Annotated in this window: 21 protein-coding genes and 1 pseudogene; 10 read left to right on the top strand and 12 right to left on the bottom strand. The window is 52.8% G+C overall.

What is annotated here, in order from left to right; all coding sequences use genetic code 11:
- Positions 1–270: 270 nt before the first annotated feature.
- Genes FIV00_RS09260 through FIV00_RS09250 form a run of 3 tightly spaced genes read right to left on the bottom strand, consistent with a single transcriptional unit; the run spans position 271 to position 2,853 of the window.
- Positions 271–1,077, bottom strand: a complete 807-nt coding sequence (locus tag FIV00_RS09260) for an SDR family NAD(P)-dependent oxidoreductase (RefSeq protein ID WP_152500480.1) — start codon at positions 1,075–1,077, stop codon at positions 271–273.
- Positions 1,074–2,057: an LLM class oxidoreductase gene (locus FIV00_RS09255; protein WP_152500479.1), complete on the bottom strand. Its 984-nt coding sequence runs from the start codon at positions 2,055–2,057 to the stop codon at positions 1,074–1,076. The genes FIV00_RS09260 and FIV00_RS09255 overlap by 4 nt, the downstream gene beginning before the upstream one ends.
- A 16-nt stretch (positions 2,058–2,073) precedes the next feature.
- Complete coding sequence (locus FIV00_RS09250) at positions 2,074–2,853, bottom strand: CmcJ/NvfI family oxidoreductase (protein ID WP_152500478.1); 780 nt, start codon at positions 2,851–2,853, stop codon at positions 2,074–2,076.
- Positions 2,854–2,971: 118 nt separating this feature from the next.
- Here FIV00_RS09250 and FIV00_RS09245 point away from each other — a divergent pair, with 118 nt between their 5' ends.
- The 4 genes from FIV00_RS09245 (at position 2,972) to FIV00_RS09235 (ending at position 5,416) form a co-directional block, all read left to right on the top strand.
- Entirely contained in the window at positions 2,972–3,892 is a 921-nt protein-coding gene (locus FIV00_RS09245) for a LysR family transcriptional regulator (protein ID WP_209006873.1), read from the top strand.
- Positions 3,893–3,909: 17 nt separating this feature from the next.
- Positions 3,910–4,059, top strand: a complete 150-nt coding sequence (locus FIV00_RS29730) for a hypothetical protein (protein ID WP_173005925.1) — start codon at positions 3,910–3,912, stop codon at positions 4,057–4,059.
- 230 nt (positions 4,060–4,289) lie between these two features.
- On the top strand, positions 4,290–4,673 hold the full coding sequence (locus FIV00_RS09240; RefSeq protein ID WP_152500477.1) for a hypothetical protein: 384 nt from the start codon (positions 4,290–4,292) through the stop codon (positions 4,671–4,673).
- A gap of 164 nt (positions 4,674–4,837) precedes the next feature.
- The gene (locus FIV00_RS09235) at positions 4,838–5,416 is read left to right on the top strand and encodes an alpha-ketoglutarate-dependent dioxygenase AlkB (protein ID WP_152500476.1); all 579 of its coding nucleotides are present in this window, start codon (positions 4,838–4,840) and stop codon (positions 5,414–5,416) included.
- Between the two features lie 15 nt (positions 5,417–5,431).
- Here FIV00_RS09235 and FIV00_RS09230 read toward each other — a convergent pair whose 3' ends face one another.
- Both FIV00_RS09230 and FIV00_RS09225 read right to left on the bottom strand, forming a co-directional pair.
- Positions 5,432–6,274: a PHB depolymerase family esterase gene (locus tag FIV00_RS09230; RefSeq protein WP_152500475.1), complete on the bottom strand. Its 843-nt coding sequence runs from the start codon at positions 6,272–6,274 to the stop codon at positions 5,432–5,434.
- A gap of 147 nt (positions 6,275–6,421) precedes the next feature.
- The gene (locus FIV00_RS09225) at positions 6,422–7,267 is read right to left on the bottom strand and encodes an enoyl-CoA hydratase/isomerase family protein (RefSeq protein WP_152500474.1); all 846 of its coding nucleotides are present in this window, start codon (positions 7,265–7,267) and stop codon (positions 6,422–6,424) included.
- A gap of 68 nt (positions 7,268–7,335) precedes the next feature.
- Between FIV00_RS09225 and FIV00_RS09220 the strand changes: the two genes are divergently transcribed.
- A complete protein-coding gene (locus tag FIV00_RS09220) occupies positions 7,336–8,379 on the top strand; it encodes a LysR family transcriptional regulator (protein WP_209006872.1) in 1,044 nt (347 codons plus the stop codon).
- Positions 8,380–8,533: 154 nt separating this feature from the next.
- On the opposite strand, the gene FIV00_RS09215 is transcribed toward FIV00_RS09220, so the two are convergent.
- From FIV00_RS09215 to FIV00_RS09195, 5 genes are all read right to left on the bottom strand, one after another.
- Complete coding sequence (locus FIV00_RS09215; protein ID WP_152500473.1) at positions 8,534–9,445, bottom strand: 2OG-Fe(II) oxygenase; 912 nt, start codon at positions 9,443–9,445, stop codon at positions 8,534–8,536.
- A 188-nt stretch (positions 9,446–9,633) separates the two neighbouring features.
- On the bottom strand, positions 9,634–11,619 hold the full coding sequence (locus FIV00_RS09210) for a cation:proton antiporter (RefSeq protein ID WP_152500472.1): 1,986 nt from the start codon (positions 11,617–11,619) through the stop codon (positions 9,634–9,636).
- Between the two features lie 3 nt (positions 11,620–11,622).
- Positions 11,623–12,231 carry an NAD(P)H-dependent oxidoreductase gene (locus tag FIV00_RS09205; RefSeq protein ID WP_152500471.1) on the bottom strand — a complete coding sequence of 203 codons (609 nt, stop codon included), beginning with the start codon at positions 12,229–12,231 and terminating at the stop codon, positions 11,623–11,625.
- Positions 12,232–12,355: 124 nt separating this feature from the next.
- The gene (locus FIV00_RS09200; RefSeq protein ID WP_152500470.1) at positions 12,356–13,342 is read right to left on the bottom strand and encodes a zinc-dependent alcohol dehydrogenase family protein; all 987 of its coding nucleotides are present in this window, start codon (positions 13,340–13,342) and stop codon (positions 12,356–12,358) included.
- 383 nt (positions 13,343–13,725) lie between these two features.
- The gene (locus tag FIV00_RS09195; protein WP_152500469.1) at positions 13,726–14,922 is read right to left on the bottom strand and encodes an aminotransferase; all 1,197 of its coding nucleotides are present in this window, start codon (positions 14,920–14,922) and stop codon (positions 13,726–13,728) included.
- Between the two features lie 438 nt (positions 14,923–15,360).
- Between FIV00_RS09195 and FIV00_RS09190 the strand changes: the two genes are divergently transcribed.
- From FIV00_RS09190 to FIV00_RS09175, 4 genes are read left to right on the top strand one after another with little or no spacing between them, the layout of a single operon-like run.
- The gene (locus FIV00_RS09190; protein WP_209006870.1) at positions 15,361–16,452 is read left to right on the top strand and encodes a PotD/PotF family extracellular solute-binding protein; all 1,092 of its coding nucleotides are present in this window, start codon (positions 15,361–15,363) and stop codon (positions 16,450–16,452) included.
- 28 nt (positions 16,453–16,480) lie between these two features.
- The gene (locus tag FIV00_RS09185; protein ID WP_209006869.1) at positions 16,481–17,338 is read left to right on the top strand and encodes an ABC transporter permease; all 858 of its coding nucleotides are present in this window, start codon (positions 16,481–16,483) and stop codon (positions 17,336–17,338) included.
- On the top strand, positions 17,338–18,180 hold the full coding sequence (locus FIV00_RS09180; RefSeq protein WP_152500468.1) for an ABC transporter permease: 843 nt from the start codon (positions 17,338–17,340) through the stop codon (positions 18,178–18,180). Before FIV00_RS09185 ends, FIV00_RS09180 begins: the two co-directional genes overlap by 1 nt.
- A 13-nt stretch (positions 18,181–18,193) precedes the next feature.
- A complete protein-coding gene (locus FIV00_RS09175) occupies positions 18,194–19,243 on the top strand; it encodes an ABC transporter ATP-binding protein (RefSeq protein WP_152500467.1) in 1,050 nt (349 codons plus the stop codon).
- Positions 19,244–19,480: 237 nt separating this feature from the next.
- On the opposite strand, the gene FIV00_RS09170 is transcribed toward FIV00_RS09175, so the two are convergent.
- Both FIV00_RS09170 and speB read right to left on the bottom strand, forming a co-directional pair.
- The gene (locus tag FIV00_RS09170) at positions 19,481–19,825 is read right to left on the bottom strand and encodes a RidA family protein (protein ID WP_152500466.1); all 345 of its coding nucleotides are present in this window, start codon (positions 19,823–19,825) and stop codon (positions 19,481–19,483) included.
- A complete protein-coding gene (gene speB, locus FIV00_RS09165; protein WP_152500465.1) occupies positions 19,822–20,874 on the bottom strand; it encodes an agmatinase in 1,053 nt (350 codons plus the stop codon). Before speB ends, FIV00_RS09170 begins: the two co-directional genes overlap by 4 nt.
- 121 nt (positions 20,875–20,995) lie before the next feature.
- Here speB and FIV00_RS30535 point away from each other — a divergent pair.
- Positions 20,996–21,163, top strand: a pseudogene (locus tag FIV00_RS30535) (LysR family transcriptional regulator); the annotation flags it as partial.
- Between the last annotated feature and the right edge of the window lie 55 nt (positions 21,164–21,218).

Raw genomic sequence — 21,218 nt, 5'->3', positions numbered from 1 at the left:
TACCTGAATGGTGAGACTATGTCCGAAATAGAATTCGAGCTCACTTACTCCGTACATGCGGACAAAATCGGGAACGGAAACGTTCTGAAAATTGGAAGTTTGGTGTTCAGCCTCGACGTATTTGAAATGGTATAAACTTCGCTCGTGCAACCAATTCACTGCAAGGATCAGCCGTCGAATTCTATGACATGTTGCGACGGCTGAAGATCCACTCGGGTGAGAGTGCTGCTGACTTGGCGTTCGGAACGGATCAATCACAGCAAAGAAAAGTCATGCTCTTGGTGACGCGAGAAACCCGGTTAGCATTGACTCAATGGCGGCGACGACACGCTGGTTCTTGTGAGCGTCCAAGGCATCGTGATGCGGATTGGCGAACCGACCTTGATCGTTGTCGAAATAACGGCCGGAAGAATCAGAGAACTCTTTGCTCAATGCAGCACTGATCAGGATATCCGCACCAACGTTCAGATCATTGCCTTTCACCCCATAAGCCTCCTTCACCATTTTACTGGCCAGGAACGAAGAAGGGTTCACGGCAATAATGGCTGGTCCGTCCTTGCCGAGTGTTTTCGCAAGATGCATTGACCACATGGTCAGGCCTAGTTTGCTTTGTGCATAAGCTTCGCTGTCGCTCAAGGACGCTCTACCGGTAAATACATTGAGGTCGACAGAGGCCTGTGCAGCAGAAGACAAGTTAACAACGCGCCCCTCGATCGGAATGATCGGCAAAAGCAACTTGGTCAGGAGATAGGGCGCAACGGTATTTACGATGATCCTGAAATCGAACCCGTCTTTTGTCACCGCATTGGGAACCTTGAACACACCTGCATTGTTGATCAGCACATCGAGGGTTTCGTATTTCGCAATGATGTCCCTTGCCAGTGCCTCGACGTCTTCCATTTTGGAAAGGTCGGCGACGAAAGCCTCAGCAGTCCCACCGACCTCAGCCAATGCGATTTCCAACTTTTGTTTGCTACGGCCATGCAAGAGAACCTTGTGACCCATGGCTGCAAGCTTTTTGGCTGTTAAAAGCCCAATACCATCTGTCGAACCTGTTATGAGAATGGTTTTGCTCATGAAAGATTTCCTCTAATTCCAAAGTCGGGCAGAAGCTCTTCTGCCAAGAGTTTGAGTGTTGTTTTTGTGTCTTTCGCGTTCAAACGAAGGTTTAACGCAACATGATTGACGCCAATGTCCTGAAGGTCTGACAGGTAGTTTTTCAGAAATTCAGTACCGGACTGGAAGCCCAGATGAATGGGACGCGGTTTGGCTTTGGGGTCATCCAAAAGATCCACATACAGAGACTGCATCACAGGTCTGTTTTCCGCCTCCCCCTTGGCAAGGCGGTTTCGATACTCACTGATGACACGGTGTTGAGAGGTGACGTCACGCGGAAAGGTGACCCATCCATCTCCGTGAGCGGCAATCCAGTCGGGTGATTGCTGGCTGCCTCCGGTGATCAGCATGGGGATGCGTCCTCCGACAGGTTTGGGCAACATGTCCATGGTTCCGTTCAAGACACCCTGGTGACCCTCATAACGCGGACGATCATTTGCCAGGGCACGAATGTAGCGGTAGCTATCGCGGAACCGGGCTCCCCGGTCAGGAAAGCTCATATTGAGAGCTGGATATTCTTCTGGGCGGTCTCCCGACGCGACACCCAGGATCAAACGTCCATTGGACAACACATCTGCTGTTGCTGCTGCTTTGGCTATATGAGCCGGATGACGAAGCGGCAAGATGATGCTGGCAGTCCCAAGAGCGATATCGTTGGTAAGCGCCGCAAGCGTGCCGAGATAGACAAACGGATCGAACATCTGCCCCACATCTCCAAACGACGGCACGTCGAACGGGACATCGCGTAACCAAAGCGCGGAGAAGCCGAGAGATTCCGCCAGTTGCGCCATCTCGATATGCTTCGCCATCGTCGGCTTGGCACCAATCGCATAGCCTTCGATTGGCACCACGAGGCCAATGCTCAATCGGTTTGGCGAAAACACCGAATTGTATCCCCGATTGATTATCGGAAAGTCTGAAAGGTTTGCTCCGTCCGGCATGTCTCGTGTCTCTCAATCAGTATCTAATGAGCGTTCGGCTTTCGATGCTCTTCCTGATTGTGTGAACGCTTTCGTCTTCGGTCATATCGAGGGCGCTATGGGCAATCGAAGGCAAACCACAGTTGTCGTAGATGTTGAAGATTGCGACTTCATCTGGAGTCATCCTGGATTGATAAATCCATTCATGGTCCGGATTGGCAACAAGCCCGAGTATCTGGCCTTTCCTGTCCGGGTAGATAAGATCAAGCAGCACCCAGTCAGTTTCATTGAGACTGGAAGGTCGAACGAAACCAAGGGGCGCGCTGTTGATCGGATTATCTACAGGGCGCCAGACATTGATAAAGGCGTAGTGGTCTTTGCTCCACTCGGCAGCCTGATCACCACCCAGGATATCGATCAGACGCTGTTTTGCACCGTCTTCGCTGTAATCGCTGTGAACATTGCGTGCCGGGGGACGGACGGCATTTGGATCGTCAACTCGTATTGTATGGTCAAATATGATGACTTCTTTTGCCCCAAGTTTGGTTTTGAGAAGTTCGGTTAGCTCTGTGTCATATGTTTTTTCCCAGAGTGCTCTTTCTGCGGAAAAGTTCACCACGGTCGGTGCGTCGGCGAAGGTGACCGAATCCTTGTCAAATGACACTGAAATGTCGCCTTCTCGGGCATCCAGGACAGCAATGTCCGTGGACCGCAGTTCGGGAGAGATCAGATTTCCCTTAATGCCATCCGCGTCCAGGTGAAAGGCCTGCTGTTCCGGCTTATGTACATGGTAATTGACTGTGGCAGTCTGGGTCATCGCCATCTCGCTTTGCTTGCTGCGCTCTTGCTTCCTTTTCCTCTATCGGGAACATAACCATTGTCATTTGCAAAATTAATTGCGAAGATCCCATTTCAGAATTCGGGATTTGAATATAATGGGTTTGGAAACAGACGGTCTGCGTCTTTTCATTCTGGCTGCCGAAAAACTGAATATCAGTGCAGCCGGGCGTGATCTTGGGTTCGCTCCAGCTGTCTCAAGTGCAAAACTTGCCAAGTTGGAACAGTCCATCGGAGCAGATCTCCTTCACCGATCGACACGGAAGGTTTCGCTCTCGCTCGAGGGGTCTGAATTTCTTCCCTATGCGCGGGAGATCGTCGCCCAGGAAGATGCGGCTCGTGCAGCACTGGGTCAGCGAGACGCACAAGCAGCAGGGACGCTTCGATTTACAGCGCCCAGCACTTTCTCCCAGCTCTACATAGCGCCAATCCTGCCGGAGTTTTTCAAAGCTAATCCGAACGTCAAACTCGATCTGAGATTGTCCGATATCCGGCTCAATCTGATTGAGGGCAGTTTTGATCTCGCACTCCGCAACGCGGTTTTGTGTGACAGCAGCATGAAAGGCCGCAAGCTGGCGGATGACACACGGATACTGTGTGCATCGCCGGCTTATCTTGAAGTCTTTGGCACACCTGCAACACCTGATGATTTAAAGAAACATCATCTGATAGGGTTCCAGGACGCATCGCCTCGTGAGCTTGTGTCGCAATCGGGTGAAAAAGGTATTTTTGAACCGCAAAGCTCGTCCAACCGCCTCGTTGTCGACGACGGCATGGCTCTGAAACTCACCACTCTGGCTGGAAGCGGTATTTCTTCAAACTCGCTTTGGAGCGTGGCCCGCGACCTCGCCGAAGGCAACCTCGTCAGAGTGTTGCCGGACTATCGCATGGCTGAGGAAACCGTCCTTTGGCTCATGTATCCACACACCAACGTCCTTTCCGCGAAGGTGAAGGTCTTCATGGACTTCCTTCTAAAGCACATCGGCCGCAACCCGCCCTGGCAGGCAACGAGCAGTTAGCCAAGGAAATTCGTGAGGTGAAACGCTGTCGTCGAGTGCTGCCCATTTTTGGCCGCCTGTCAGCTGTAACGTCCTTCTCCAGAACCCTCAACATGCGCAACCCGAAGATCGTTCAGGACCTTACCCGCGCCGGCGATCCCAACCTTGCCCTCACCCGCAACAACTAACGTTTTTTGCGTTGAATTCTCTTCGTGAAAACAAGGGCGTTATCTCTTTGCCGCGAGGCTGGACAGCGATCTTTGGCCAAAGACCGAAGCCTCAAAGGGATATGGCGCGAATATGTGGTATGCGCTCCCTGCAATGGTACTCGGTCAGCAACAATCCCATCTAAGGTGAAACCGTGGAGACAGCTCAAGGATCTGTCCCCACTCTCAGCCCTTAATCGGAGATCCAGTTGATGACTACACAGGTATCGCAATCAACCGGGCTGGACCACGTGTCGAAAGCCCTGCAAGCAGTGCATAAGCATCTCTTGACCTTTCAAACGGAACAAACCGGTTTCAATGGAAGCCCGCTACAATTGTTTGATCGCGTCACAAAAGATGGCGCTTTTGCCTGGCTGAAGCCACTTCGGGACACGATCGTTTCAATTGACCAGCGTCTCGCGGACGAGAAACCCATCTCAGATGAAGAAACGAAAGCCTTCGGCAACCAATGTCGCAGTTTGCTGGACGCGAAGTCTGGCCCGTTTCGCGATGGTCTGAACGCCGCATACCAGTCTCACCCTGAGGCGATTTTGGCGGTGGCCACAGCCCGAAGGTCTGTTGAAGCCATAAAATAAGCGCACCGAAACGTTTGCTTTGAAGTAGACAAAGTCGAACTTGGTGCATGGGATCAAAAGCAAGAGGTTCAATAAGGACTTCAGCAGGATAGCGCGGCAGCTCTTTGACCTGCTCAGCGCTATCCTGTCTCCCCACTACATTGCTTGAGGACACATGAACGACGATGGATCTTTTTGCACACGAAGATTTTGGGCCAAGAAATATTCTGCCTCATAGCGGCACCGCAAATTTCTTTGGCACCATTCTCTCGCATGAAGGTGCCGACAAAGCTCTGGCCAGCCTCATGTCTGATATTGAGTGGCGCAACGACGAGTATTATTTTGCCGGCAAACATATTGTCACGGCGCGAAAAATTGCCTGGTATGGCGATGCGCCCAGTCATTCAAACCAACGGCGCGTATTTCACTGGGTGCCCGCATTACTCGAATTGAAAGAGCTCGTGGAACGGATCTGTGGCCATAAATTTCAAAGCTGTCTTTTGAATCTGTACCATTCAGGTGAGGAAGGCCTGGGTTGGCACAGCGATGGAGAGAAAACACCCGTTGCATCTTTATCGCTTGGCGCGACGCGGCGTTTTGTGTTCAAGAACAAGGCTGACAAGGGAACTCTGGAGGTCCAACTCGCGCATGGCGATCTTCTTGTCATGGAAGGGGAAACCCAGGACTATTGGCTTCATCGAGTGCCGCCAATGAAAAGCGTTAAAGAACCGAGGATCAATTTGACATTCCGTCAAACGGCTTAAGGTTATCAGGAAGCCTCAGCGAAGCTCCAATTCCTCAAACCAGTCCAACATGCGCGGTCCCCACCCTTCAGGTGCACTGTGCCCTCCCTTGTGCAACATCAAGTCAATGCGTCCGGCATCGCAGTCGGTCCAGTGCCTCAGCCAGAGTTCACCATCAAAAGTGCTCGTTTCCGGTTGGCGTTTGCCGCAACCATTGATCTCGCGCAGAACTTTGAGGGATGCCCATACGTCTCCCTGAACAACCGTGTCGTCAAAGAATGATCGGCCCTCCAGGGGAACAACCCTGTCCGTCCAGCCGTGAGTGTGAAAGAGATACACAGGTTGCATACAGCGCGTTGGCAGCCGCTCCCAGAAAGCACCTGCCAGAGGTGCGTAGGCATCAGCAAACTCTGGTTGCCAGCATGCCATATTCCAAACCATGGATCCTCCGCGGGAAAATCCCGACAGTAGAACCGGCGCTTCTGAGAGATCTGTGTTGGACCGGATATCGGTCAGAACCCTGGCGAGAAACTCTGCGTCGTCGCGCTCAAATTCCATGTTGTCTGCGCGGACCGACCAATCCTTCGTCCATCGCGCTTCGGGATGCTCGCCATTTGGAGCAGCGAAAATATAGCCGCGCGAATGCGCCTCTCCCGCAAGACCAGACTTGAGTGCGCTGGCACCAGTGCTGCCACCACCATGCAAATGCATCACAATTCCCAAAGGCTCGGGCACTTCAGGATAGATCACATGATAGCTTCCACCTTCGATGGTACAGGGTGTCTGGGGATCTCCACACGCCTGGGCGTGCAAGCTGGCGGGGCTCAAAAGGGCCGCGAAGGCAACGCAAGAAATTTGGAATAAAACCCTGTCCAACATCTCGGTCTCCAATTGTTTTGTGCCCGTTCAGCCCAAAGCACAATTAATTCAAACAGGTTTGGGTTTTGTTCGCCAAAGGTATTTGCAAGGCCGCAATAAATCGCTGGCCACCACGAGACGTGGTGGCCAAGACATTTCCGCTCCAGATCAATTGATTTCCTGGACTTTCATGACGAGCTCACCCCATTTGCGCTGATTTTCGATGTCATGTTCCAGGCCCTGCTCATCAGCAATGCCAAAGCGCTTGACCGCAGGTGTTTTGCTGGTGGCCTGATAAAGCCAATAGGCCTCGGCCTTCAACGCATCCTGGATCGGGCGGTCGATGGATTCATACACCATCTGTTTACAGGCATTGATCGACTCGGCAGGGAACTGGGCGATACGCTTTGCAAGGGCATCCACATAGGGACCGATCTCATCGGGATCGAGTGCCTTGTTGATTGTACCCAAACGTTCCGCATCGTCCGCGTCATAGTCTTGCGCGCTGAGGATGATCTCAAGCGCCTTGCCCAACCCGGTCTGGCGGGCCATGCGTGACGCGCCCCCGCCGCAGGGCAGGATGCCCATCCCGACTTCCATTTGCATGAACTTGTATTTGCCGCGCGCAACAAACCGCATGTCGAGAGCAAGCGCCAGCTCATGGCCACCGCCGCGCGCAAATCCTTCGATCTTCGCAATCGTGGCCTGAGGAACTTTGCTGATGCGCTCACACACAGCCTGAAGATCCAGGAGTTGTGCCTCATCGCGAGACACTGCTTCGGTCGACATGTCCTTCAGCAGCTCGGTGTCATAGTGACATACCCAGACCTCAGGATTGGCCGACTGGAAAACAACAACCTTCACTGACCGGTCGCGCTCCAGACGCATGGCAAGGCTGTTGAGATCCGCCAACATCTCCTGCCCCTGTACGTTCACAGTACCAAAGTCAAAAGTCACGGTCGCAATCGAGTCCTGAACGTCAACTGTGAACGTCTGAAAATTCTCGTACTTCATGGGGCTTCCTTCTTTTGTTGCCCTGCACCAAAGGTGTGGGGACTGTTGAAAACGATTTGGGGCTATCGGTGTCGAGCGTGACGCGGGTTTGTTTATGTTATGACTTCTGGTATTTAACAAATAAAGCGGCTATTAAAGTATTCAGAATTCGGAAATTTGATATAATGGGCATTGATACAGATGAACTGCGATTGTTTATCCTCGCAGCCGAGTTACTGAACATCAGCGCGGCAGGTCGAAAGCTGGGCATGGCCCCTGCAGTTGCCAGCGCGAAGCTTTCCAAACTTGAACACAGGGTGGGTTCAGAACTGCTACACCGAACCACGCGCAAGGTATCTTTATCCGTCGAAGGATCGGATCTCCTGCCGTTTGCACGGGAAATAATTGCTCAGGAAGAGGCAGCCCTTGCTGCCCTGGGTCATGGGTCGGCGAATGCGACCGGCACGCTGCGCTTTACGGCACCGAGTACCTTTGCCCAGATGTACATCGCCCCCATCTTGCACGAGTTCCTGGCCCAGTACCCTGAAGTTTCTTTGGATTTACGCCTCTCGGACCTTCCGTTCAATCTCACCGAGGGCAGCTTTGACCTTGCGCTTCGCTTTGCTCCATTGTCCGAAACGAGCCTCAAAAAAAGAAAGCTGGCGGACGGCAAACGCATTCTTTGTGCGTCTCCATCTTATCTCGACGCATATGGGACACCCGAAACCCCTTCTGATCTGGCGCATCACAAACTCATTGCGTTCGGGCATCTGGATCCCAGGCCCCTCAAATCCACTCAGGGCGATATTGCGATGTTCGAATACGGAGACAAAAAGAACCAACTGATCATGGATGACGGGCTAAGCCAAAAGCAGGCGACTATATCAGGAGCTGGTATTTCGATGAACGCGCTCTGGAGCGTTCACGAGGAACTGTCTTCGGGACTGCTCAAGCGCGTTCTGCCCGATTATGAAGCCGCTGAAGAAAATGTATTATGGATGATCTATCCGAAATCCAACGTGCTTTCCCCCAAGGTGCGGGTATTCATGGATTTCCTCATCGCCAAGATCGGTAAAAACCCACCCTGGGAAAGTGAGTTACCCGAAAAGTCCAGTGACCATGGCAGCCACTGAGCGTAGCGCTGATTGAAGTATCAAATATAAAACGCCGCTTTGCCGGCCATGCCTGACGTCCTGCACCAGGACCGTCTGGTCGGGAAAACCGCAAGCCTCAACCGAAAAATCGCGAAGCAATTTAGCCGCTCCGCGATTCTTCGAGATTCAGAGCTTAAAAGGGCGCAAAACCATCGTTTTTGACGTCTGGCAAGCTCCAGCGTTCCGTGGGTTCAATTTTGGGCACAGACGCGCCTTCGATCGGTAGCTGCCCATGATCTCCGTAAAGCCAAAGAACGAAGTTGAAGCGTTCGCCGCTGGTAATGGGCTCCGATGCATGGGGCACGCTACCGTGGTGGATCAATGCTGTTCCGGGTTCAAACGTGAGTTTTTCAATCCGGCGGGTGGCAGGATCAATGAAACTGACGGCAGAACCGGAATAGTCTTCACCGGGTAGGTTCAGATTGATGTTCAACGTTACCGCCGAAGCATCCGAGTGCGGCCGCAAAGACGTGTCCTTATTCTCCTGCCATTGGATTGAGAATCCGAATGTCTGTGTGTCGAAGCCGACGACATCTGGAAACAACAGACGTGATACGGGACGCATGTACCGGTTCATCAGCTCCTGATAGAACGCCTGGAATGTTGGTGCGGCAAGATAGCCCTCTGAGCGAGGATCAAGCATGGCGCCGCCACGATTGAGGACGATGCCATAGGGTGGGCGCAAGGGAATCTCAGCCTCCCCGACCGCATCCATATAAGCGCGCAGAGTGTGAAGTTGGTCTACATTGAAAAACTGCGTGCGATAGACGCCTGGGAAGACTTCTTTCCAAAGCTCTTTGACCTTGTTTTCTTTGGTCGGATCGATCCACGCTGCCTCAATGGTATCGCGTAGACGCGGATCGAAGATCGAGCTATCCAGCGCCGGAGATCCGCTGTTGTGGCCGCCGTCCCATTCGGACCAGGCTTTGGCGAAAAGTTCTTTGTTCTCGGTCCAGAAACGCTGAACGGAAGGCGCGCGTTGCAACATCGCCTCACGCGAAGGCCGCTCAATGGTGCGGGCGTGGTGTAGGGAAGTCTGCGACATGACAGCTAGTCCTTATCAGTATGCGGTTATTGTGCCTGACCACATACTTATTTTATCGAAATCATAATTAAACGGACTAAAATTGAATTCATAATTCTGTTTTTTATCATAATTAGCGATCATCCCGGCCGACGCGGATTTCCAGCCTGTCCCGAAACATTCATAGGGGCGTGTTTGCGAAGAGCACCTTACGGCGCCTTCGCCTCGTGGTCCGCAAGTATCGCTTCCAGATCCTCTTCGGTCGGCGGATGCCAGCCACGGTCGGTGCTGAGATCAAAAACGTCGCGTTTCCCGAATATCTGCTCCTCACGCTCTTTCATGAGAGTTTTGGACTTTTCGATATAAGCGGTGTTTTGACTGACCGGTATCTTGGGATCATGAACAAGCGCCATCTCTTTAAGGATATGACGGTCGTCCTCTGCAAATTTCCGCGCCGCCAGTTCGGCATCAAATGGGTGCATCCCAAGCCGCTCCAACGCAGAACGCCCTGTACGCACGCTGGAATCAAATGTTTCACGAATGATTTCAACGCAGCCCATAGCAAAGAGATCATAAACATGCTGCCGATCAACCGCGCGGGCGATGACAGGCACGTGGGGATAGTTTTCGCGTACGTAATGGACCAGTGCGTTAATCTGCTCTTTGCCGTCGATGGCAACGATCAGAAGCTTCGCCTTCTCAATACCGGCTGCGTGGATCAAATCGGGGCGTGTTGCATCTCCGAAAAACGCCTTGAAGCCAAAGCTGCGCAACATATCCAAATGGCCGGCATTGTAGTCGACAACGGTGGTGGAGTAGCCCGTTGCGCGCAGCATCCGGTTGACGATCCCTCCAAAACGGCCGTGACCTGCAATGATCACCTCTCCCACTTCATCGATCTGGTCCGCATCACGTTCCTGCGTTTTCACAAAACGTGGCGCAATGACCTTCTCATAGAGGATAAACAGCCCCGGCGTCAGCAGCATGGACAGAGCCACAATCAACAACAGCTGATCCGCCAGGTTCTGAGGAATAACATCATTGGCAACCGTGAAGGACAGGAGAACGAAACCAAATTCACCGGCTTGCGCAAGCCCCAGCCCGAAGAGCCATTTGTCCGCCCCTTGCAGCTTAAACATCCAAGCCAGCGCCAATAGAACAAGAGATTTGAGTGCAATAAGCCCAAAAGTCATGCCCAGGATCGAAGCTAAATTGCCGAGGAGTAACTCGAAATCGATCGCTGCGCCCACAGTGATGAAGAACAAGCCCAAAAGCAGGCCACGGAACGGATCAATATCGGATTCCAATTCATGACGATATTCGCTGTTGGCCAACACCACGCCCGCAAGAAAGGTGCCCAGAGCAGGCGAAAGCCCCACCAGTGTCATCAGCAGTGCAATTCCGATAACGAACATCAGAGCTGCGGCAACAAACAGTTCGCGCAGACCTGCCATGGCGATAAATCGGAATAGCGGACGCGTCAGATAAACACCGCCAAGGATCACGGCTCCGATCGCGCCGATGGTTATCAGAGCAGCTTGCCAGCCCGGCAAGCCATCCACCAGGCTTATGGACGCGCCGTGGTCCCCTTGCCCATGGTCGCTTGCGTGACTGCCGCCATGCCCATCGGCTACATGTGCGCCGGCTCCATGGCCCCCGCCAGCTGCCAAATCCATGAGCTCCGGCATGGCGAGCAGCGGGACAAATGCCAGCATTGGAATGACCGCGATATCCTGGAACAGCAGGACCGAAAAGCTTGATTGTCCACCGTTGGAACGCATCAAACCCTTTTCATTCAAAGTCTGCAGCACAATTGCTGTCGAGGAAAGCGCAAGCACAAGGCCTATCGCAAGCGAAATGGTCCACGGTTGCCCCAGGATCATGGCCACGCCCATGACCAAAACTGTTGTGCCCCCTACCTGCAGGCCGCCTAGGCCAAGCAGCTTGGCGCGCATGTTCCAGAGCATTCTGGGTTCCAGTTCCAAACCCACCAAAAACAGCATCATCACAACGCCGAATTCAGCGAAGTGCTGAATGGAGATCACATCAACGCCCAGCGTGGCCAAAAGTGGACTGATGACAATGCCGGCGATCAGGTATCCGAGAACGGAGCCCAGACCCAGCCGCGAAGCGATCGGCACAGCAACCACACCGGCGACCAGAAAAACAAAGGCCAGAAGCAGAAAATCGGTCATGCATCACTCCTCGCTGAGGCTAAGAATGTCGCTGGCGCAAGTAAGCTCTTCAGCGGTTGCATCTTTTAGCTTGAATTTGTCATCCCGGATCCGGGTCAGGAGCTCGACATACCCATCGATGTGATGTGTCAGTTCAGCGCCCTCGCCCGCCTTCAGTGCACCAAACAGCACGTAAGGCGGTGGAAAACGCATCTGGCACAGTCCAGCTGTCTGCTCGAGCGGCGTCAGGAACGTGCGCATCGTATGCTGCTGATAGCCATCTCGTGTATAGGCCTCATCAGAGCCGCCGGCTGTGATAGCCAGAAGCAAAGTCTTACCCGCAAGCTTGTCACCACCGTGGCCATAGGCAAAACCGTGCTGCAGCACGAGATCCTGCCATTCCTTCAAAAGACTTGGTGTGGAATACCAATAAAGTGGAAACTGGAACACGATCACATCGTGCTCCAGAAGGCGCGTCTGTTCCTTGCCGACATCAATATCATGACGCGGATATTCCGCATAAAGGTCTACAAAAGTAATGCCTTCGATGTTGCTGGACCGCTTCGCCATTGCGCGGTTCGCCCGGCTGAATGTCTGGCCAGGATGCGCGTAGTAAACAATGATCTTGGCCATCAAAAGCACCTTCCTGCTGTGTCGTTGACAGGCAGATGTGCTGAAATGCCCGTATGTTCTAGTGTTGTTTTTGCCGGCAACCGCATCGCAGATACGGCCAGCACACCACTGTCTTATCAGGAAGCTAGAGTTCGATGACAACTTTGCCGATTGCTTGCCCACTCTCGAGACGTGCATAGGCCTCGTTGACATCGGCAAATCCGAATTCCTTCTCGTCCAGTACGGGCTTCACCGCGCCAGCATCCACAGCTTCAGCAAGGGATTTGAGGATGTAGCCATGAACTTCGCGGCCCACATCGTGTATCATCGGCAACAGCATGAAAACCACATGCAGCGACAGTCCCTTGAAATGCGCGGGTGTCAGGTCAATCTCCAAAAGCGCGACGGTTGAAGATACGTGACCGTTGAGTTTCGCTGCTTCGAAGGAGTTGGCCATATTGGCACCGCCCACGGTGTCAAAGACCACATCAAATCCAACGCCGCCGGTATTGTCTGCCACAACATCAGCGGTTTTCGCGGTCATGAAGTCAACCGGACGTGCTCCGAGATCGGAGATCAGCGTCAATTGCGCAGTTCCGGTACCCGTGGCTGTCACGTCCGCACCCATGTGATTGGCCAATTGCACAGCAACATGACCGACACCGCCTGCACCACCCTGGATCAGAACCTTCTGCCCTTTTGACACATTGGCCCGGGTCAAACCCTCATAGGCGGTGATCCCGACAAGAGGCAGCGCCGCTGCCTCGCGCATCGAAAGCGCTTTTGGCTTGTGCGCGACCAAGCGCGCGTCAGCACAGATGTATTGCGCAAGAGTTCCCTGAAGTCCCAACAGACCGCCTGCACATCCATAGACCTCATCGCCTGCTTCAAACCCTGCGACGCCCTCGCCCACAGCTTCAACTGTACCGGCAAAATCCATGCCCAGAACGGCAGGCAGGGCTGGCGATAGAGGGAGATCCGTGCCCATGTTTCGGATCATGGTGTCAACAGTATTGACGCTGGTGGCGGCAATTCTGACGAGGACATGGCCCGGTTTCGCCACGGGTTTATCGATCTCGGCCAGTTCAAAAACCGAGTCCGCACCATAGCTGTTCAGAGACATAGACTTCATGGGTTTGCTCCTGCGTTCTGTATTTGCAGGTTTGGTACAATCTCTTCATTTCAGAATAAACGGATAAAAAACAGAATCAGAATTTAGATTTTCAATATAATAAGGATGCGGATGTCACGTCCGACATGGTGCGATGTCCCGTATGTGCCAATCAGTTGATTTCCAGGGCGGCAACCGGGCCCTCATCCTCAGGCAGGCCCAACCGGGAATAATTGTGCGTCAGCAATAGCTTACGTTTGCCCAGTTTTCCGCACACAGATACCGTGTATCTGTTTGCGGGCACATCGTACCAAAAAACGTTTGACAACCATCACTTCAACATTTCACCGAGGAATTTGAGTTGGGTAGCAGCAAGTCGTCCCTTTGCGACTGATCCGGTCCACTTAGTTGGCGCAGGTATCGGATGCCGCACGTGAAAAGGCCTCAAGCCTGGTTGGCAGTTGCTCAATGGTTCGACAACTGACATTTGCGAAGGCAAACCTCAAATACTGGTCCTGGCTAGGTCCAAAATAGCTGCCTGGAAGGGCCAGGACGCCGCAGCTCCCGGCCAACCACTCAGCGACCCTGGCCCCTGAAACATCAGAAAAGGGGTGACGGACATAGGCAAAGTAGGCACCGATTTGCTCGATCTTCCAAGCAGGATGATGAGCAAGTGCCTTGCGGAAGGCTGCTGCCCTCTCTGCGATTTGTGCATTGATCTCAGCGCGCCAATCACCCAAGTTCGCCATGGCCCAGGGTAGAGATATCTGTGCCGCCCGTGCCGGGCAAATCTGAACACAATCAAGGATCTTGCCAACTTCACGCAGCACTTTCCTGGACGCGGTCAAAGCGCCGAGGCGGTGCCCAGGAATGGCGTAGCTTTTGGAGAAGCTGTAAAGACTTACGAGTGTGTCCTGCCAACGTCGATCCTTGAACAAACCATGAGGGGCAGCATCGTCAATCAGAAAATCGCGATAAGTCTCGTCCAGGATCAGTTTGATGCCTTTTTCATGGGCAAGATTGAAGAAAGCCTCAATCAAGCCAGATGGATAGACGGCTCCCGTGGGGTTGTTGGGCGTCACGAGGACAATGGCCTTAACACTGTTGTCAATCAGCTCTGCGGCATCTTGCACATCTGGCAAGAAGCCGTTTTCAGCATGCAACGGCAGGGGTCTCGCCTCGATACCCAGCATATCAAGGGTCATCTTGTGATTGAAATACCAGGGGACCGGCAAAAGGATGGCATCGCCAGCTGCGGCAAGCGCCATGATTGAGACAAAGAATGCCTGGTTGCAGCCTGCGGTAATTGCAACCTCTTCAAAATCAATCGGAGCTTTAAACAGACTGGAGCAATTTGCAGCGTAAGCGGTTCTAAGTCGATCGTCACCGAAGATGTCGCCGTACTGCGTTGCCTCTGTAGTACTTGCAGCCAATCCGATCTTTTCCAAAAACACCAACGGCGGCGGGTCACCTGGAACCGCTTGACTCAAATTGAGAACTGGACCCAACCGTCCGTCATATGCCGACAACCAATCTGTCGCCTCCGGGATCGGAGGCGTGGCTGTGTCGATAAGATTCAGATTCAATTTCGAAGTTGCCACGCTTGCGTTGTGAATTTGTGCCTGCACGCTTGTTGAAAGCGCGCAAAAACGACCATAGTTCGCGCAAGCCTCCTTCAAATGGAAACTTATCAATCAAAACATGGATAAATATGAACGTATCTATTTCTGAAAAAGGCGGACTGCTCGGGCCGGAGCGCCTCGCCCTCAACCTGTCCTGCTATGTGACCAAATATCCTCATAAATTTGGCAGGAACACGCGGTGAGACGAGCTGTTCGCCACCCATGACTTTGATCACTTCTGAGCCAATCTGATGAAAAGCAGTTCAGTCGTGCATACTTTTTCATCCAAATCGTGAAGCTTGTATTTTTTTGCAAGAAAAATTCGATTCAATGAAGTGTTAATGCAAACGACAAGACCGGAGCTTACCTCAGATAATTCGAAGCGGTCGCATAAGACCGAAAATCAGAGGTGGAACCGTGACTTTCAAACTAACCCGACGAGGCATCCTGAAGGCAAGTGCTGCTACTGCAGCAACACTCGCGATGCCTTCAGTTGTAACAGCCGCCGGTAAAAGCGATTTCAGCGGCAAGGAAATCCGGCTCTTGACCTGGTCCGACAATACCGGACTGGCAATTCTTGAGAACATAGCAAAACCCTTTGAGGAAATGACGGGCGCAAAAGTCATTGCCGACCGAACCGGTTCAACCTCGGAGATGGTCGCAAAACTCAGGGCTTCTGGTGGCAAGGCGCAATACGACGTGATTACGCTGGCCGGCGTGGGTGCGGTTGAACTTGCCGGTGACGGTCTGTTGGCAAAACCCGACCTCAACATGCTGCCAAATCTTGAAAAAGTAGATCCGCGCTTCCGTTCAGGTGCGGAAGGTCACGGCATCGGTTACCTGCTTTGGACCGGTGGCATGATCTACAATACGAAAACTTTCAAGGAAGCACCGAAGTCTTATGCAGAAATGTGGGATACAGCCCACGCTGGTCGCCTGTTCCTGCCACCAGCAACCTGGACAGATGCGCTGGATACGATTTTTGCAACAGGTAAGATGATTGGCGGAGATGGAACGAACTCCGAAGAAGCCTTCGCCAAGCTTGCTGAACTGAGAAGCAGCATATTGACCTTTGGAGAAAATCCGGGCCAGATCTCGGAACTGTTCCGATCCGACGCCCTCGACATTGGCGGCGTATACGCACCAGCATTTTTTGCCAAAGAACTTGCCAATCCGGCAGAGTCCAACATGGGGGCAACCTACGACCTTGACGAAGGCTTTTTCGCGGATCTGATGTATACGATCGTGCCGAAATCCAAACCAGGTGACGACGACGTAGTGCATGCTTTCATCAACTACACTCTAGACGACAAGGTTCAAGGCGTGATGGCCGAGGCCGTCCTAAACGGGCCGATCAACCAGCAGGCCGTGATGAGTGAAGCGGCAAAGGCAAGTCCGTTTATCATCAAGCCTGAACAGTTAAGCGAAAAAGCCGTTGTACATGACAAAGCCTTTGTCGCTGACGTTCGGGAAAAGTGGATTGCGACCTATCAACAAACCTTGTCTTAGAAGGCAAGGATTTAAGTGACCCTCAATCGTGTCGACTGAATTTCTTCCAAAGAAACAGGCGCTGCTGTTCGCAGCGCCTGCATTTATTGCCATTCTTCCGTTTCTGGGAGCGTGTTTCTACATACTGCGTTTTTCGCTGTCGGCTGAACAGGGAACAATTGAAGGACTATCGATCCAGGCCTATCGGGATTTGATGACTCCGTTTTTCGGCAGATCCGTTTGGCTGACCCTGAAACTGGCGTTTATCGCGACGATTATCGTGATGGTTCTCGCAGTGCCGCTGGCCTTTGTCATGACATCGTTACGCAGCTCGTTTTTCAGGCGGTTGCTGACAATTTCCATCCTTCTACCGCTCATCTTGAACCTCTTGGTCCAAGCCTATGGCTGGATCCTGCTACTTGGCCCATCCGGTGTCCTGAACTCGACCCTTAAGGCAATGGGGATTATCGAACGTCCGTTGTTTCTGCTTTTCAACGAGACAGGCGTTTTGCTGGGGCTTGTGCAAACGTCCTTACCGCTTGCTGTCTTTCCGATCGTCGGAGCTGTAAGAGCCATTTCACCGGAATACCTGGAGGCAGCAAGTTCCTTGGGGGCCGGACATTGGCGCACCTTCAGGGACGTTACAGTCCCCCTTTTACGACCTGGACTTGTCGGGGCAGCTTCCATTGTCTTTGCGTTCAACGCCAGCGCTTTTGCCATTCCTTTGCTTCTTGGCGGACGCCGCGTACAGATGATGGGCTTGGTCATACGCGACATGATCTCTCCCCTGTTCAACTGGTCGGGCGCTGCCGCTGCCGGAATGATCCTCATTGTTTTGACACTGATCGTTCTTGTCGCCTCTTCCTGGCTGGTTCGATTGACGACAACTGCAAAGGAATCCAGTTGATGCGGGTCGGACTTCTCCCAACAGAGGGTGGTGGAACCTACCGGTTCGTGGTTCTTTTTCTGGCAAGCATTGGAATTCTCATTTCCGCGCTGCCGGTGATCGTTGTGACGATCATGTCGTTTTCCGCATCCGAATATTCGAGTTTTCCCCCCACGGAGTTTTCGTTCCGCTGGTATTTCGAAGTCTTGCAGCTGTTCACAAACGAGGACCCATCCAGCGCGCAATCGGTCGTCGATTCCACCATTACGAGCCTCCTGGTCGCGTTTTTGGTGATGGTCATTTCAACACTGGTTTGTGTTCCGCTTGCCTATGCGCTGGCGCGCAGCGGCCGAAACTTGCGTGAAGGCATGGAACTGCTATTCACTTTGCCCTTGGTGTTTCCATTGGTGATGCTGGGCATAGCCTTTCTCCTCATTGCCGAAAGTCTGCAACTGGATCTCGGCATATGGCGAATTGCGATTCCGCATATTGCGCTTGTATTGCCGTTTGTCTTGCGCAACTGCTTGAGCGCCATGAATGGCATCAGCGTCGAAATCGAAGAAGCCGCGATTTCACTCGGCGCGTCGCCACTACGGGCGATTTGGGATGTTGTCATCCCGCTGATGAAAGCCGGCATTCTCGCCGGTTTGATCTTTGCGCTCATAATAAGTTTCAACGAATTCACCGTCACCTTCTTCATGTACACGATTGATGTCAGCACGTTGCCCATCTGGATGTACAGTCGAACAGTGTCGTCGCTGGATCCTGCGACTCTGGCGCTTTCCGTCTTCATAATTGTGGTTGATGTTTTCCTGGTGCTGCTTGTCGACAAGCTGATCGCCGGACGTGGCAACCTGTTCTGACAAAAGGCTCAACGTGACTAATACGCATTTGAACATTGAGGCGGTTTCAAAGTCGTTCGGGCCCGTAACTGCGCTTAATCGAGTTGACCTGAAGATTGAACGTGGATCGTTTGTCTGTCTTTTGGGACCATCCGGCTGCGGCAAGACAACACTGCTGAGGATTATCGCTGGTTTTGAAAAACCCACGGAAGGGCGTTTGCTGCTGGATGGCGCCGATATCTCAGAAGTGCCGCCGCACAAGCGTGGGTTCGGAATGGTATTCCAATCGCTTGCTTTGTTCCCTCACATGAGTGTCGCTGAAAACATCGCGTATGGGCTGAAACTTCGCAAAACGACGGCAAAGGAACAGCGTGAACGTGTAGAAGAACTTCTCAACGTTGTTGAGCTTCCCCACATTGCAGATCGCACCGTTTCGGCGCTGTCAGGCGGACAGCGACAGAGAGTGGCAATTGCCCGAGCACTCGCAATCAAACCAAAGCTATTTCTTCTGGACGAACCATTGTCTGCACTGGATGCGAAACTTCGCGACAACATGCAGATTGAACTGCGTAGGTTGCAGCAAAAATTCGGAGTTACAACGGTTTTGGTCACGCACGATCAAACCGAAGCAATGATGCTGGCTGATGAACTTGTGGTTCTGGACCACGGGAAGGTTCAACAGGCAGCCACACCAACTCAAGTTTACCGCCAACCAGCCAACAGCCTGGTGGCTGATTTCATTGGTGCTGCAAACCTTGTTCAAGCCGAGATTGGTCAGAACAGGCAACTGGCAATCTTTGGGAATAGCTTCAAAGCGGCGGCTGACTATGAACCCGGCACAGCTGTCAACGTTGCTGTGCGAGCAGAGAACATTTCCTTGCGTCCAGCGCAGGCAAATGAGGGGTCAACCGGGCGTGTTGTGTTTGCCCGTGATCTCGGCGCCTTCAAAGAGTGGCTCGTCAGTGTAAAGGATCAGGAAATCCGGGTGCGCGGTTCGGCCTCCGATGACAGCGAATTCCAGGTAGGAGATCTCGTCCACCTGACTGCTGATCCGGCTCGATTAGCTGTCTTTCCCGTCGACTAGTCTGAAGAGACGCAGAAACAGAGGAATTGTTGCGCTTTTCATGGAGAGCCGTTGTGAGGCTGGTCTGAATGGCCAGCCAAAATCAAGGCTCTGTCGTTTCAGCGAAAGGCACAACCAACCGCGTGTCGCAAGGGTAGTCCCGCAAAGGCCGCGGGAAGAAATCGTCGACCGCAACAAACAAGGGTCCCCCAAGCCTAAGCGTCAACGACACTCCGACCCTTGCGCCCCCACGAGCCGCTATTCCTTGGCGGCGATAATCATGACTTCGACCAAGAAATCAGGCGAAACGAGCTTACTTTCCACACAAGCGCGCGCTGGTGGATTTTGCACATCGATCCATGCATCCCAGACGTTGTTCATAGCGTCAACATCTCCCATGTCGGAAACCCAGATCTGTGCGGACAATATGCTGGACTTGCTGCTTCCCACAGATGCCAGGAGACGATCCACTTCGGCCAGCATGGACTGTGTTTGACGTGTCATGTCCGGGCCTTCGCCAATCTGACCTGCCAGATAGACGGTGTTACCATGAACCACCGCCTGGCTCATGCGGCTTCCTTTCTCAAAGCGTTCGATGGTCATACGTCTTTTCCTTGTGTCCTGGGAAGGGAGGGTGAAAACTGCATGAGGCTCAAGATTTCGAAGAGCATCTGAGCACCTGCATGGGCAGTGTTGGTGCTTTGATCATAGGCAGGAGCAACTTCAACAACGTCGCCACCAACGAAATTGAGGCCCTTGAGACCGCGGATCAGACGCAGTGCTTCCCGCGAGGTCAGGCCGCCTATTTCCGGTGTGCCGGTGCCGGGGGCAAAGGCGGGATCCAGACTGTCGATATCAAAGGACAGATAGGTCGGGCCACTTCCGACAACCTGACGCGCTTTCTCAATTATGTCCGGAAAATTTGCATCTGTTATGTCTTTGGCTTCGACCACCGTCATGCCGGACATTTCAGAAAACTCCCAGATATAACCGGCGGCACCGCGAATACCGATCTGGATCGTACGCTCAGGCGACAAAACGCCATCCAGCACAGCGTTACGGAAAGGCCCGCCATGGTGGAATTTCTCATTCTCATAAGCGCCGCCCGTATCGCAATGCGCATCGATATGCACCATGCCCACAGGTTCGTTTTGGCCGACCGCACGCAAGATTGGATGCGTGATGGAATGATCGCCGCCAACACCGATTGGTATCGCCCCGGCAAGAACAATCTGCCTCACGAAATTTTCAATTTCTTCGTGACTTAGGCCAAGGTCGAACCGGCTGCTGAAGGGCACATCGCCAAGATCAGCGACAGCCATTTCGTGCAATGGAGCTGTTTCGAGAGCATCATTGTAAGGGCCTACGCGCTCGATGGAGCGCAAAGCTCGCGGCCCGAAACGAGCGCCGTTTCGATTTGTAACGCCCAGATCCATAGGCGCACCGTAAAGGGCAACCTGAAGCTCGCTCGCCTGTTCCAAAGTCGCTTGCGGAGCATCGAGAAGTGTCGGAATTCCGGAATAAGGGGCTGGTCGCTTTCCGCCTTCGGAGAAAATTTTCGAGGCGATCTTCTGATACTTTGGTGTGAACAATGTCCCGCCATCGGCGTTGCCGAACTTTTCCCTGAGAGCTTCGAGTTTTGGGTTCACCATATGTCGCTCCTCAACAAGATGTTTGGAACTGAATAATGCGGTTTTTAATCGTCACAAAGTTGAACAATCCAAAGAATACTTGCATAAAAATGCATGCGATTTTTTGAGGTGTATTTGAACCATGGCCCGACGAAAGAATGCTTTTTCAGGAACCGTTAGCGGTGCAGATATTCGTCTGATGCGGGTCTTCAAAACCGTTATCGAGTGCTCCGGTCTTTCTGCGGCCCAAACAGAGCTTGGCGTTGGGGCTTCAACGATTTCAAGACAGATTTCTGATCTGGAAACGCGCCTTGGTATCCGACTTTGTCATCGTGGAAGAAGTGGTTTTTCTCTTACCCAACAGG

The organism is Labrenzia sp. THAF82, assembly GCF_009363435.1.
GTDB lineage: Bacteria > Pseudomonadota > Alphaproteobacteria > Rhizobiales > Stappiaceae > Roseibium > Roseibium porphyridii.
The sequence above is the reverse complement of the archived record's forward strand: the minus strand, read 5'-3'. Positions and strand labels throughout refer to the sequence as shown.